This window comes from Streptomyces sp. B8-7 (assembly GCF_058833805.1).
In genome coordinates, this window is sequence record NZ_JBYRRL010000003.1 from 1016116 (window position 1) to 1030001 (window position 13886).

11 protein-coding genes and 1 pseudogene are annotated in these 13886 nt (G+C 74.5%); 4 read left to right on the top strand and 8 right to left on the bottom strand.

Annotation, left to right across the window (positions count from 1 at the left end; genetic code table 11):
- The first annotated feature begins 266 nt into the window (after positions 1–266).
- Positions 267–809, top strand: a complete 543-nt coding sequence (locus AC5K6T_RS19565; RefSeq protein ID WP_493210693.1) for a DUF1353 domain-containing protein — start codon at positions 267–269, stop codon at positions 807–809.
- A 120-nt stretch (positions 810–929) separates the two neighbouring features.
- Here the strand turns inward: AC5K6T_RS19565 and AC5K6T_RS19570 are convergent, their stop codons facing one another.
- The 3 genes from AC5K6T_RS19570 to AC5K6T_RS19580 form a co-directional block, all read right to left on the bottom strand.
- Positions 930–1487 carry a YbaK/EbsC family protein gene (locus AC5K6T_RS19570; protein ID WP_493210695.1) on the bottom strand — a complete coding sequence of 186 codons (558 nt, stop codon included), beginning with the start codon at positions 1485–1487 and terminating at the stop codon, positions 930–932.
- A gap of 34 nt (positions 1488–1521) precedes the next feature.
- Entirely contained in the window at positions 1522–2124 is a 603-nt protein-coding gene (locus AC5K6T_RS19575; protein WP_493210697.1) for a helix-turn-helix domain-containing protein, read from the bottom strand.
- Between the two features lie 288 nt (positions 2125–2412).
- A complete protein-coding gene (locus AC5K6T_RS19580; protein WP_493210699.1) occupies positions 2413–3210 on the bottom strand; it encodes an acyltransferase in 798 nt (265 codons plus the stop codon).
- Between the two features lie 143 nt (positions 3211–3353).
- On the opposite strand from AC5K6T_RS19580, the gene AC5K6T_RS19585 reads away from it, so the two are divergent.
- Positions 3354–3890, top strand: coding sequence for a gamma carbonic anhydrase family protein (locus tag AC5K6T_RS19585; RefSeq protein WP_493210701.1), 537 nt, complete (start codon positions 3354–3356; stop codon positions 3888–3890).
- A 188-nt stretch (positions 3891–4078) separates the two neighbouring features.
- Here AC5K6T_RS19585 and AC5K6T_RS19590 read toward each other — a convergent pair whose 3' ends face one another.
- The 3 genes from AC5K6T_RS19590 to AC5K6T_RS19600 form a co-directional block, all read right to left on the bottom strand.
- Entirely contained in the window at positions 4079–4729 is a 651-nt protein-coding gene (locus AC5K6T_RS19590) for a DedA family protein (protein WP_493210702.1), read from the bottom strand.
- 354 nt (positions 4730–5083) lie between these two features.
- Positions 5084–7600, bottom strand: coding sequence for a beta-glucosidase family protein (locus AC5K6T_RS19595; RefSeq protein ID WP_493210704.1), 2517 nt, complete (start codon positions 7598–7600; stop codon positions 5084–5086).
- 887 nt (positions 7601–8487) lie between these two features.
- Positions 8488–8925 carry a DUF4442 domain-containing protein gene (locus AC5K6T_RS19600; RefSeq protein ID WP_493210883.1) on the bottom strand — a complete coding sequence of 146 codons (438 nt, stop codon included), beginning with the start codon at positions 8923–8925 and terminating at the stop codon, positions 8488–8490.
- 165 nt (positions 8926–9090) lie between these two features.
- Between AC5K6T_RS19600 and AC5K6T_RS19605 the strand changes: the two genes are divergently transcribed.
- Positions 9091–10137, top strand: coding sequence for a DUF8017 domain-containing protein (locus AC5K6T_RS19605; protein WP_493210705.1), 1047 nt, complete (start codon positions 9091–9093; stop codon positions 10135–10137).
- 200 nt (positions 10138–10337) lie between these two features.
- Here AC5K6T_RS19605 and AC5K6T_RS19610 read toward each other — a convergent pair whose 3' ends face one another.
- Both AC5K6T_RS19610 and AC5K6T_RS19615 read right to left on the bottom strand, forming a co-directional pair.
- Positions 10338–11183, bottom strand: coding sequence for a spermidine synthase (locus tag AC5K6T_RS19610; RefSeq protein WP_493210706.1), 846 nt, complete (start codon positions 11181–11183; stop codon positions 10338–10340).
- 149 nt (positions 11184–11332) lie between these two features.
- Positions 11333–11470 (bottom strand): annotated as a pseudogene (locus tag AC5K6T_RS19615) (undecaprenyl-diphosphatase); the annotation flags it as partial.
- A 690-nt stretch (positions 11471–12160) separates the two neighbouring features.
- Here AC5K6T_RS19615 and AC5K6T_RS19620 point away from each other — a divergent pair.
- Positions 12161–13744: an ATP-binding protein gene (locus tag AC5K6T_RS19620; protein WP_493210708.1), complete on the top strand. Its 1584-nt coding sequence runs from the start codon at positions 12161–12163 to the stop codon at positions 13742–13744.
- Positions 13745–13886 lie beyond the last annotated feature (142 nt).

The window sequence follows — 13886 nt, forward strand, 5'->3', positions numbered from 1 at the left end:
GGCACGGCGGAGCATCGCCCCCGTGCCGGACGTACTCCGGTGGTGCGACAGCGCGGCGCGCCGCCGTACCGGACGCCGCGAGCCGACACATCCTTCTTCCGGCCTTCCGGCCTTCCGGCCTTCCGGCCTTCCGGCCTTCCGGCCTTCCGGTCGCGGCACCGGGGCAGACAGGACTCCTCCGCGGCGCTACACCGGGGAGAGGGCGTCCGACGGGGCGTCCGGCCGACGCGCCCCGGGACCGGGCGCGAGGACGCGGGGTGGTCGCCATGCCGTTCGCCGACGGAAACATCACGGTTCGACAGATCGACGCCGAGAGCTGGGAGTTGCGGGAGGAGGTCGTCTACCGGGGACGCGAACAGACCTTCACCGTCCCGGTCGGCTTCCGCACCGACTTCGCCTCGGTGCCCACCGTCTTCGTCTGGTTCGTGCCCCGGTACGGCGTCCACACCAGAGCGGCGGTCCTGCACGACTTCCTGTGCCGCGAGGCGCCGGTGAGCCGGGCGGACGCGGACGGCATCTTCCGGCGCACGCTGCGCGAGCTGGGCGTCTCGACGCTGCGCCGCTGGATCATGTGGGCGGCGGTCCGCGCGGGCGGCGGGCTGGCCGGGGCCGGAGCCGGGGAGTGGCTGCGGTGGCTGCTGGTGACCCTGCCGGCCGCCGCCCTGCTGGCGGTACCCGCGCTGGTGGTGACCGTGTGGCTGGCGCTGTTCTGGGTGCTGGAGTGGGTCACGTACGCCGTATGGGGCCGCGGCGGGGCCGGACGTGCCAACGAACCGCGCTTCACCGGGGCGCCCGCGGCCGACGGCTGACGCCGCCGCCCGGTTCCGCGCACCCGGGCCGGGCCGCGGGAGCCGGGTGCCCGGGCCGGGCGGCGGGAGCCGGGCCGGGGCCCGCGAACGGCGGCCGGGGTCCGGCGGCCGGACCCTGGATCAGGCCGCGCCCAGCCCCTCCAGGACGACCGCGCCCGGGAGTTCGGCGAAGGCCTTGCCCGGCACCAGGAGCTTGCCACGCCGCCGGCCGCTGCCGACCAGCACGTACGGCAGGTCGACGACGGCCGCGTCGACCAGCACCGGCCAGGTCTCGGGCAGCCCGACGGGGGTGATGCCGCCGTACTCCATGCCGGTCTCGCCGGTCGCGGTGTCCATCGACGCGAAGGACGCCTTGCGGGCGCCGAGCTGACGCCGGACGACGCCGTTGACGTCGACCCGCGTGGCGGACGGCACGACGCAGGCGGCGAGGGTGGTCTCCCCGCCGCGCCTGGCGGCCACCACCACACAGTTCGCCGACCGCTCCAGCAGGTCGCGGCCGTAGTGCTCCACGAAGGTGGCGGTGTCGGCCCACTCCGGGTCGGTCTCGACGTACACGATCTGCTCGGCGGGGACGCTGCCGCGCCAGTGGCGTACCGCGTCGGCGACCGGGCGGGTCAGCTCGTCGAGGCAGTCGGGGGCGGGTACGGCCTGGTCGAAGTTCCCGAGAGGTGCGCGCATGCGCGCACCGTAACAGCCGTCGGCCGCGGGCGGCTCAGGCGTCTCGCCGCTCGGGCGGCGGCACGGACGCCACGGGCGGTACGGAGACGCAGAGCACCATCTCCATCGGCTCGGCCCCGGTGTTGGCGTAGGTGTGGGGCGCCCCGGCCTCGAAGGAGGCGCTGGCGCCGGCCGGGACGCGGTGCTCGGCACCGTCCACGGTCAGGGTGAGTTCGCCGGCGGTGATGTGCACGAGTTCGACCGTGCCCGCCGGGTGCGGGTCGGAGGAACTGGACTCGCCGGGCATCAGCCGCCAGTCCCACAGTTCCAGCGGGCCGGGCGACTCGGTCCCGGCGAGGAGCCTGCTGTAGCTGCCGGCCTCGGTGTGCCAGAGCCGGACGGTCTGCTCGGCGGGGACGACCCGGACCCTGGGGCCCTGCTCGTAGTCGAGCAGGGTGGTGATGCTGACACCCAGCGCGTCGCCGATCTTGACGACCGTGCCGAGACTGGGGTTGGTGCGGGCCTGCTCGATCTGGATGAGCATGCCGCGGCTGACCCCGGCCCGGGCGGCCAGCGTGTCCAGGGTGAAGCCGCGTTCGGTCCGCCAGCGCTTGACGTTGCGCGCCAGGGACTGGGTGAGCAGGTCGAGGTCCGCCACGTTCCGTCCAAGGGGTCCGGTCGGGACGGGCACGGGCCGGTGGACCCCTGGCCCGGTCCCACACTCTGCAGGTCGGCGTCCGACCGGCGGCACTGCGGTGGCGTGCACCCGGTCGTTCACCGAACTGTACTGCGGGGACCGGGTGGCGGCGCTCCTCGCCCCGGCCGCCGGCCCGCTCCAAACCTCCCCGGCCCCGCGGCGGACCGCCCGCCGGGCCTCCCGCCCGTCACCGGCGGCCGCGCGTGTGGCGCCGGCCGGGCGCCTGCCACCGCCGGTCCGGCCCGCGCGTCACGCGCCGGCCTCCCACTCCGCCGGCCGCGCCGCCGACTCCCCGTCCAGCGCCGCGAGCCGGGCCACCGTGTCCTCGTCCAGGTCCGACAGGGCGCGCAGCTGGTCCGGGGTGACCCCGTCGGGGATCGGCCGCGGAGCCGGAGTCCGCAGCGGGGGCTGCCAGCCGCCGTCCGGGGTCCAGCGACGGACGACGCGGGCGGGGGCGCCCGCCACCACCGCGTGGTCGGGCACACTGCCGCGGACCACGGCGCCCGCCGCCACCACCACGTTCCGGCCGATGCGGGCGCCGGGCAGGATCACCGCTCCGGTGCCGATCCAGCAGCCGGGGCCGATCTCCACCGGCTCCATCCGGGGCCACTGCCTGCCGATCGGCTCGTGCGGATCGTCGTAGGAGTGATTCGTCGAGGTGACGTACACATACGGGCCGAAGTAGCAGTCGCTGCCGATGGTGACCGTGGTGTCGGCGATGACGTGGCTGCCGCGGCCGAGGACGACGCCGTCGCCGATGCGCAGGATCGGGTCCGGGCCCAGATCGAGGTCCGGCATCAGGCCGGCGGTGAGGGTGACCTGCTCTCCGACGATGCAGTGCGCGCCCAGACGGATCCAGGGTTCGCCGAAGACCGTGCCCAGCGGGAACGCCAGCCGGGTGGCCTCTCCGAGGGCGCCGAAGCGGAAGCGGCCGGGGTGCGCGGCCGTCACCGAGCCGGTGCGCTGCACCCAGGCCCAGCCGGCGTGCACGGCACGCTGCGCCAGTCGGCGCCGCCAGGACGAGAACGTGTTCTTGCTCTTCGGCACGGGGCTCACGGTACTCAGCACGGCCCGCCCCCACCGCGTCGAGGGCCTGTGATCTTCGCCCCACCGCTTGGCGTACCGTGCGGGGTGTCGGCACGGGGTGCCCGTGCGGGTCCGTGCGGGACGGCCGGGACTGGGAGGCGGGTATGGAACAGCGCGCATTGGTCACGGGGATCGGCGGCAAGGAGCCGAGGATCGACGCGGAGGCGTTCGTGGCGCCCACGGCGTCGGTGATCGGCGACGTCACCGTGGGGGCGGCGGCCGGGGTCTGGTACGGGGCCGTACTGCGCGGTGACGTCGAGCGGATCTCCGTCGGGGCGAGCAGCAACGTGCAGGACAACTGCACCCTGCATGCCGATCCGGGGTTCCCGGTGACGGTCGGCGAGCGGGTGTCCATCGGGCACAACGCGGTCGTGCACGGGGCGACCGTCGAGGACGACTGCCTGATCGGGATGGGCGCCACCGTCCTGAACGGGGCCGTGATCGGGGCGGGCTCGCTGGTCGCGGCGCAGGCCCTGGTACCGCAGGGGATGCGGGTGCCGCCCGGGTCCCTGGTCGCCGGTGTGCCCGCGAAGGTGCGGCGGGAGCTGACGGAGGAGGAGCGGCAGGGGGTCTCACTGAACGGCGTGATGTACGCCGGCCTCGGGAAGGCACACCGCGAGGTGCACGAGGGGCGCGGCTAGCCGCGGTTCCGGGCGGGTGCCGCGGGCGCTTTGCGGCGGCCGGCCGAGGCCGGTTCGGTCCGGCCTCCGTGCGACGGGCGCGCCGCGGGCCGGTGCGGTGGGCCGGCGGCACCGGCTCGGCGGACGCCGGCCGCCCGCCGGTCCCTTCCGCCGCGCCCGTTCATTCGCGCCCGTTCATTCGCGCCCGTTCAGTCGCCGGCCGGAACCGGGGCGGCCGCCTGCTCGGCCGCCGCGGCCGTCGCCTTCCGCGCCTTGCGCCGGACGACCAGGACCGAGGTCAGACCAACCAGGACGGCCGCGGCCAGGCCCAGCCAGGAGAACCGCTTCAGCCAGGACTCGGCGACCACACCGACGTAGTAGATGACCGCCGTCGTGCCGCCGGCCCAGAGGATGCCGCCGAAGACGTTGGCGATGAGGAACTTCCAGTACGGCATGTGCAGGACGCCCGCGAGCGGGCCCGCGAAGATCCGCAGGAGCGCGACGAAGCGGCCGAAGAACACCGCCCACATGCCCCACTTCTGGAAGGAGCGCTCGGCGGTCGCGACATGCCCCTCGCTGAAGTGCCGGGGGAACTTCCCGCCGAGCCAGGCCAGCAGGGGCCGGCCGCCCTTGCGTCCGATGGCGTAGCCGATCGAGTCCCCGATGACCGCACCCGCGCTCGCACAGGCGCCCAGCACGAACGGGTCGATCTCGCCGTGCTGGGAGGCGAGCAGCGCGGAGGAGACCAGGATGATCTCGCCGGGCAGCGGGATGCCGAGGCTCTCCAGCCCGATGACCAGGCCCACCAGCAGGTAGATGGCGAGCGGAGGCACCGTTTCGAGCCACTCGTGGACGTGCAACGCCGCTTTCCTCCCATGCCCGTGTCCGGCCTGTGGCCGACACCGCCGTACCGGCCGTGCCGGCCGTACCGCCCGTCCCCTTCGTACCGGCTTCGCCGGTCCTGCCGTCGTGCCGGCCGCACCGGCCGCGACAGGCCCACCGGTCGCACCGGACCTGGCGGGCCCCACCGGCCGTACCCGTCGTACCGGCGGTCGGCGCCCCCGATGCCGGTCGGAGCGACGGCGCCCTGTTCCGGCGCGCGCCCGGCCTGCGGGTGCGCGCCGGTGCAGCCTACCTGGTCAGTGTGACGCTTCCGGAGGCCCGGAGGTTGCCCCGAGGTGCCCGTCCCCGCACGGGCCGGCCGCACGACGGGGTCAGGGGCGGACCTCCGCGCTCGTGCGCAGGCGCAGGTCGCGCGCGGACGCGCCGACCCAGACGGTACGGCGGCCGGTGCCGAGCACCCAGCCGGCTCGGGCGGCGTCCCAGGACGACAGGGTGCGCGGTGCGACCCGCACCGTGACCCGGCGGCGCTCCCCCGCCCGCAGGTCCAGCCGCCGGTATCCGGCGAGCACCCGCACCGGCTGGTCCAGGCGCAGGTCGGGCGACGGCCCGAGGTACACCTGCGGCACGGCCACGCCCGCGCGGCGCCCGGTGTTGCGCACGGTGAAGGACACGTGCAGGCCGTCCGGGTCGCCGCTGCCGCGGCGGACCGACAGGTCCGCGTAGGCGAACGAGGTGTACGACAGCCCGTGTCCGAACGGGAACAGGGGCCGGACCCCCTCCGCGTCGTACCAGCGGTGGCCGGCGTGGACGCCCTCGCCGTACTCCTCGACGCCGTCCACCCCTGGGTAGCGGCGCGGGTCCCCGGCGACGGGGTGGCTGCCGTCGTCGACCGGGAAGGTCTGGGTGAGCCGGCCGCCCGGGTCGCGGTCGCCGAACAGCACGGCGGCGGTGGCGGCCGCGCCCTCCTGGCCCGGGTAGTACATCTGGAGCACCGCTCCGGTGCGCGCCAGCCACGGCATCGCGGTCGCGGAGGAGGTGTTGAGGACGACGGTGGTGCGCGGGTTGACGGCGGTCACGGACTCCACCAGGCCCGCCTGCCCGCCGGGCAGGGCGAGGGTGGCGCGGTCCAGACCCTCGGTGGCGTCCTCGTAGGCGAACAGCACCACGTGCCGGGCCCGGCGCGCGGCGGCGACGGCTTCCGCGACGTCCTGGGCGCGGGTGGCGCCGGTGCTGCGGCGCAGCCGGAACAGCAGCCCGTCGGCGCCGCCCCGGGCGGTGATGCGCAGCCGGTGCGGTCCGGCGCCCAGGGCGAGGGTGCGGCGACGCACCCCGAGCCCGTCGGGAGCCGCGGTGACCAGGCCGCCCATGAGGTACTCGCCCCAGCCCGGGGCGAGCGGGAAGAGCTCCTCGCCGTCCACCAGGACCCGGGGCCGGCCGGCCGGGGCACCCGAGTAGTGCAGGACGAAGGTCCACTCGTCGGCCTCGTCGAGGGTGAGGGTGCCCTCGTACGACCAGGTCCGGCCCGCGTCCACGCCCCGGCTCTCGGTGTCGAGGGCGGGGCTGAGGGCGGCGGCGGGGACGGGTTTGCCGAAGAGGTCCTCACCGAGGGCGTAGGTGACGCGGGTGCCGTGCCCGGCGCGGGCCCGGATGGCGTCCAGGGGGCTGTCGGCATGGGCGGGGACGACGTGCGCGCTGCCGCCGCCGCTGACGAAGGCGGTGGCGCCGGTCGGGCCGATCACCGCGATGTCGCCGCCGGACAGCGGCAGGGTACCGCGTTCGTTGCGCAGCAGGGTGGCGCCCGCCTCGGCGACCTCCCGGGCGAGGGCCGCGCCGGCCTGCGGGTTGTGGCGGGGGCGGGCCGGCCGCCGGTCGTCGAGCAGCCCGAAGCGGTCGAGCACCGACAGCAGCCGGCGCACCGCCCGGTCGACGTAGCGCTCGGGCACACTGCCGTCCCGCACCGCCGTCCTGAGCGCGGTACCGAAGTACCGCCCGTCGGGCATCTCCATGTCGAGCCCCGCGGTGAGGGCCTTGACCGTGCTGTGGGCGGCGAACCAGTCGGTCATCACCCAGCCGTCGAAGCCCCAGCGGTCGCGCAGGACGGTGCTGAGCAGGTCCTTGTTCTCGCAGGCGAACGTACCGTTGACCTTGTTGTAGGCGCCCATGACGGCGCCGGTGCCGGCCGCCACGGCGGCCTCGAAGCCGCGCAGTTCGACCTCGTGCAGGGTGCGTTCACCGGCCCGCACGTCGATGGTGCCGCGGTCCTTCTCCTGGTTGTTCAGCGCGAAGTGCTTGACGGTCGCGATGAGGCCCTGACTCTGGATGCCCTCGATCTCGGCGGCGACCAGGTCGGCGGAGAGCAGCGGGTCCTCGGAGAAGGTCTCGAAGTTGCGGCCCGCGTACGGCGTGCGGATGAGGTTGACCATCGGGGAGAGCAGGACGTCCTGGCCGAGCGCGCGGCCCTCACGGCCGATGACCTCGCCGTAGCGGCGGGCCAGCGCGGGATCGAACGCGGAGGCGAGCAGGACGGGGGCGGGCAGTGCGGTGGCGGCGGCCGGGAGACCGGACTGGTCCGTCCGGGGCCGGGACGGGGTCAGGCGGACCCCGGCCGGACCGTCGGCCAGACGCAGGGGCGGGATGCCCAGGCGGGGGACGCCGGGGAGGTACCCGGCCTGGCCGAGGGAGGCGGGGTCGGTGGAGCCGTGCAGGAGGGAGATCTTCTCGTCGAGGGTGAGCCGGGCGAGCAGGCTCTCGACGCGGCGGCCCGCGCCGCGGTCGGGACGGGCGGCGGCGTGGGCGGGGACCCCGACGCCGGAGGTGGTCGCCGTGGCGACGGCGACGGCGGCGCCGAGCAGGCGCAGGGCGGAACGCCGGCGAACGGTGTCGGACATGGGCCGTCACTCCTCAGGTGTGCTGACACGGCAGGCGGGACGGCGGGCCCGCCCGGCGGCCGGGCTGCGTTCGCCCGGTGCACCCACTGTGCGGCACGGCTCACATGACGGCACGTCAGACACCGCCGGGCGCGGCGGTGGGCCACGACGGCCGATGACCCGTGTCAACGGCATGCACACGCACAGGTCCCCGGCGACGGCCGGAGGGAGGAGGCGGGAAGGCGGAGGGAGGAGGCAGGAGACGGCAGGTGTGGCCGGGCGCGGACACCGGGCGGGCACCGGGCACCCCCGAGAACGGCGGGGAGAACGGCGGGGCCCGGGACCGGGAAGGGGCCGGACCCCGAGGCAGGCGAGGCCACACGGGCGGGCCCCGCCCGGCGGACGGACGCGGAGCGGCACCGCCCGGCAGACGGACGCGGAGCGGCACCATACAGCCGACCGGCACGAAGCGGCACCACAGCCGACCGGCGCGAAGCGGCACCATACAGCCGACGGGTGCTGGGCGGCACCATACAGCCGACGGGTGCTGGGCGGCACCGTACGGCCGACGGGTGCTGGGCGGCGCCGTACGGCCGACGGGTGCTGGAGCGCACCCGGCGGTCTCGCGGGCGCCGCAGAAGCGCGGAGCCGCGCCGCCCGGCCATGTCGGCACGGAGCCGCGGGCCCTCGGCACCGCCGGCACGGAGCAGCGGCTTCGCGACGTCGGGAAGCGGGGTCACGGCCCCGGCCGGCATGACGGGGGAACGCACCCGCCCAGCCGCCCGCGCGGCGGAACCGCCCTGCGGGCGGGGCCGCGGAACGGCGCGCCACCCGCCCGCAGGGACACGGGCCACGCCAGGCGGCCGCCCGCGCGGCGGAACCGCGGGCGCGCGGCGCCCTCAGGCCGCTCAGCCGTTGGGGCGCAGGGTCCAGACGACGGTCATCTCGCTCGTCACCGCGCCGTCCTCACGCTGGATGGCGACGGCCACGGGGAACTCGGGGCGCTTGCCCTCGTCGAGTTCCGCGACGACGTCGGCGACGGGCCGGCCGAGCGTGGCGGTGGCCTTGACCGGGCCGAGCGCGATCTTCCGGAAGGCGATCTCGGCGTGTACCGGCAGCGGCACCGCGCGGGAGAGCTGGTCGCCGAAGGCGGCGAGCACGATCGCGCCGCTCGCCGACTCGCCGAGCGTGAACATCGCGCCCGCGTGCGGTCCGCCGACGTGGTTGCGGTACTCGCCCTGGTCCGGCAGGGCCAGCACGGCCCGCTCCGGCGTGGTCTCCAGGTACTCCAGGTTCAGGGTGCGAACCATCGGCACCGTGGCGGCGAGCAACTCGCCGATGGACATCTGATCTGCGCTCATGGCGAGAATGTTACCCATGAGTAGCCAGGGTGGCCAGAGCGGACCGCAGCCCTGGCCCCGCTGCCGGCACGATCGCCGTTCCACGGCGGTACGTCCCTGGCAAGGACCGGTGACCGCATCGTTTCCAGGGCGGGGCTAGGGTTACGGCACATGTGGCCAGGACAGCAGCCGCCCGGGGGCGAGCAGAACCCGCAGTCGAACACCCCGCAGGGGGACAACCCGTACCGGCAGCCGGGGTACCAGCAGCCGAACCCGTACCAGCAGCCCGGCTACCAGCAGCCGAACCCCTACCAGCAGCCCCGGCAGCAGCCGTGGGGGATGCCGCAGACCGTGGCGACACCGCAGGCCGAGCCCGGCGGCGGGGGCGGCGGGAACCGGACCAGGCTGGTGGCGGTCGTCGCCGCGGGCGCGGTGGTGGTGACCGCCGCGGTGACCGGCTTCCTGGTCCTGAGCGGGGACCGGGACACCGCGGCGGACGGCGGTGCCGGCCAGGGGGCGGCCGGCCCGTCCGCGTCCGGGTCCACCGCGTCCGCCGAGCCGGGTGACGGCGCGTCCGGTCCGGACGACGACCCGCGCGGCGGCGACGGCCTCGAACCCACCGTCGAGGGCTGGAAGGTGGTCGTGAACCCGAAGTGGGGCGTCGCCTTCGACGTGCCCGCGGAGTGGGTGGTGGAGTCGGCCCGGACGACCATCGGCTTCGAGGACCGCAAGTCCGAGGACGGCAAGCCGCTCATCGTGATGTCGGCCCCGGCGTACTTCAAGCCCAAGTGGTGCACCGCCGACGACGACAAGGACGGCCGGACCGAGGACACGTCCCTGGCCGCGGTGGGCACGAAGGGCGCCGACGGCGCGAAGGACACCGACGAGGTCGCGGTCAACCAGGTCCCCTGGTGGGTGTACGGCGGCTACACGCAGCCGGACAAGAAGAGCCTCACGTTCGACGAGAAGGCCAAGCCCTACACCACCGCCTCGGGCATCGAGGGCAGCATCGCCTGGGCCGAGTCGACGAACACCCCGCAGAAGGGGAAGTGCGCCAGCGACGGCAAGGCCGTCACCTTCGGCTTCAAGAACGCCGACGGCGCGTTCGTGGCCTGGAACCTCTACGGTGCCAAGGGCGTCGAGGGCGAGGTGCCGAAGGAGACGATCATGAAGATCCTGAGCACGGTCCGCCTGGAGGGCGAGGCGACCGCCAGCTGATCCGCACCACCGGCCGGAGCGCCGAAGCGGTCGAAGCCCCGCAGAGCCGGCCGAACCGGTCCGGCGGCCGCGCCGCCGGGTGACCGGCGTCTCCGTTCGGCAGACGCGGCCGGCGGCAAGGACGGTCGGTCCGTGAGCTCCGCCGCCCTCCCGCCCCGCCGCCGTCAGCGCGGACCCGGCCGGACCCGGCGCCACCGCACTCACCCGACGCCGAACGCCCCGTCGGGGGGCACGGGTGAGGGTACGGCGTCGGCGTCCCGGACCGCGGCCGCGTCGCCGGTGAACGCGCGCAGGGCACGCCCGTGTTCGACGCGCGCCGGGAAGGCGTCGGCGGCGGTGCGCCGGGTCAGGGCCGCCGTGTCGAGGGGCCGGTGCGCGGCGAGGAGCACCGCGTTGCCGAACCTCCGGCCGCGCAGTACGCCGGGCTCCGCGATCAGCGCCAGTTCCTCGAACACCGCCCGGAACGTGGCCAGCTGGGAGCGCAGGAAGCCGAACGGGGCGCCGTCGGCGAGGTTGGCGGCGTAGACGCCGCCCGGCCGCAGCACCCGATCCGCCTCACGGGCGTAGCCGAGGCAGGCGAGGTGGGCGGGGATCCGGGAGCCGCCGAAGACGTCGGCGACGATCACGTCGGCGGATGCCGCGGGGGCGCCGCTCAGCCAGCCGCGTGCGTCCGCCGCGTGCGTCACGATCCCCGCGTCCCGCGGCAGCGGCAGGTGAGCGGTGACCAGCTCCAGCAGGCCCCGGTCCGCCTCGACCACGTCCTGCCGCGAGCCGGGCCGGGTGGCGGCGAGATAGCGGGGCAGGGTGCACGCCCCTCCTCCCAGGTGCACCACGTCCAGCGCACGGCCCGGATCCGCGACGGTGTCGAGGACGTGCCCGAGCCGGCGCGCGTACTCGAACTCCAGGTGGGTCGGGTCGTCCAGGTCGACGTACGACTGGGGTGCCCCGTCCACGGTCAGCAGCCAGGCCCGGTCCCGGTCGATGTCGGGCAGCAGCCGGGCGGTGCCGTGGTCGACGGCGCGGATGACGGGGATCGGCTCGCTCACGTGCTCATTGTCCCGGACGGGCCGGGGCGCGGACGGGCCGGGCCGGACGGGCCGGGCCGGACGGCGCCTGAGTCACACACCCCGCCGCGGCACGCGGACAGGCCGCGGCACGGCGGGGGCGGCCCGGCCGCCCCGGGGCGCGCAGGGCCTCAGCCGGCCGACTCGGCCGCGTGCGGGCTCAGCACGCCCGCGGTCACCAGCAGGATCAGGACGATGCCGAGGGCGATGCGGTACCAGACGAAGGGCATGAAGCTCTTGGTGGAGATGTACTTCATGAACGGGACTATGTCGACGTGTCCTGAGCGGCTTTGACCTGCTGTTTTCCACCACTTTTCAAGATCGAATGGTAGAGCGGTGGGAGATGGCGCCTTCCAGTGCTCTCCCTCGCCGGCCGCGAAGCGCAGACACCTGCTGTGCAGCAGATCAGCAATCTCCTGCTCCATGGCCAGAGCAACGTGCGAGTAGAGACCGTCCACGCCGGCGACCTCGCGGCCCATGCGGGTCTCCACGGCGATGCGACTGTGTCGATCTTCATCCAGTCACTCCTTGCCGCCGTGACGAAGCAGGTACAGCCGCTTTCCGGCGTTCGTGGTCGCGGGGAACCGGCCCCTGACCCGCGGCCAAACTGTCCGACAAGGCACTGGCCGCAGTGCGCGCCCCGGGTCGCTCACCAGCCCGGATGAGATATTCGGCAAGGTCAGGATGCATGAGGCCGACCGGGACGACAACGGTGCCCCGGATGAGCTGATCGGCACGTGAAGGCTGTGCCGCGGTGACCTGCATGCCCTGGCGGTCGCCGGAGGCGCTCCAGCGGGCGCTGGCCGCGCTTCTGCGCCGCGCTTCTGCGTCTGCCCGCCGGGTGATCCCCGCACCGGGGCACCGCTGCTCTGGCACTCGTGGCCGTACGGGGCGGTGCAGTCGGTGGTCGAGTGCACGGTCGCCTCAGGTTGTCGGTGCCGTCGGCTAGCGTGCGAGGTATGCGCTACTTCAATACGGCCGGGCCGTGCGTCCCCACGCGTCACTACATGGTGCCGGCCCAGGAGCGGCTGCCCAGGGCCCGCGGGTACATCGAGCAGGGCCAGTACTTCGTGGTGCACGCGCCACGGCAGACCGGGAAGACGACAGTGCTGGCGGCGATGGCCCGGGAACTGACGGCCCCGGGCCGGTACGCGGCGCTGCACTTCTCGTGCGAGAGCGCGGAGGTGGCCGGGGAGGACTACGGCCAGGCCGAGCTGCTGGTGCTGGAGGCGATTCGGCGGTCCGCGGAGTCCGCTGAGCTTCCTGATGAGCTCGCGCCCCCCGCCTCCTGGCCCGACGCGGTGCCCGGGTCCCGGCTCAGCCGGGGGCTGACTGAGTGGGTGCGGAGCTGTCCGCGTCCGCTGGTGCTGTTCTTCGACGAGATCGACGCGCTGCGGGGGGAGAGCCTGCGCAGTGTGCTGCGCCAGTTGCGCGATGGCTTCACTGTCAGCCGTGGCGGCTTCCCGCATGCAGTGGTGCTGTGTGGGCTGCGGGATGTGCGTGACTACAAGGCGGCCTCGGGCGGGGATCCGGGGCGCCTTGGTACGTCGAGTCCGTTCAACATCAAGGTGGCGTCGCTGCGGTTGGGTGACTTCGCCGAGGCTGAGGTCGCCGAGTTGTACGGGCAGCACACCACGGAGACGGGCCAGGATTTCACGGTGGATGCGCTGGAGCGTGCCTTCAGCTTTACCCAGGGACAGCCGTGGCTGGTCAACGCGCTGGCCCGGGAGGTCGTCGAGGAGATGGGGGTGCCGTCGGACACGCCGATCACGGCCGAGCACATGGAGGAGGCGAAGGAACGGCTGATCCTGGCGCGTGCGACGCATCTGGACTCGCTGGCCGCCAGGTTGGGCGAGGACCGGGTGCGGCGGGTGATCCAGCCGGTGATCGCCGGCGAGCTGCTCCTGCCGACGGACACGTACGACGACGATCTGGCGTACGTGCGCGACCTGGGGCTGGTCGCTCCGGACGCGCCGGTGCGGGTGGCCAATCCGATCTACCAGGAGGTCATTGTCCGGGTCCTGGGAAACAACACGGAGGGCCAGGTCGTCGCCGCCCCGAGCAGCTTCCGGCTGCCGGACGGCCGGATCGACATGGACAAGCTGCTGTGCTCCTTCGCCGGGTTCTGGCGGGAGAACGGCGAGATCCTGGCCACCGCCTCGACCTACCCGGAGGCCGCAGCACAGCTGGTGATGATGGCCTACCTGCACCGGATCGTGAACCGGGCGGGTTTCATCGACCGGGAGTACGGGGTCGGCCGGCGGCGCGTGGACCTGCTGATTCGCCAGCCGTACACCGCTGCCGACGGTTCGCGGGCGGTGCAGCGCGAGGCGCTGGAGCTGAAGGTGTGGCGCCAGGGCCGCACCGACCCCCTCGCCGAGGGGCTGGCACAGTTGGACGACTACCTGGACCGCATGGAGCTGTCCACGGGCACCCTCGTCGTCTTCGACACCCGCCCGCAGGCAGCCCCGGTCCACGAGCGCACCGCCTTCTCGCAGCAGACCACGCCCTCCGGGCGCACCGTCACCCTGCTGCGCGCCTGACGGCCGGGAGACCTCAGCCAGGAGCGCCCCGGATCTTCCTGCGGGGCTCGAAAGTCATCGCTGCTGCTCAGCCCGCATATCGGTACTCGTTGATGGTGCCGCCCGAGGATACGGGTTCGGAGGAGTCTGCGGTCTTCGAGGT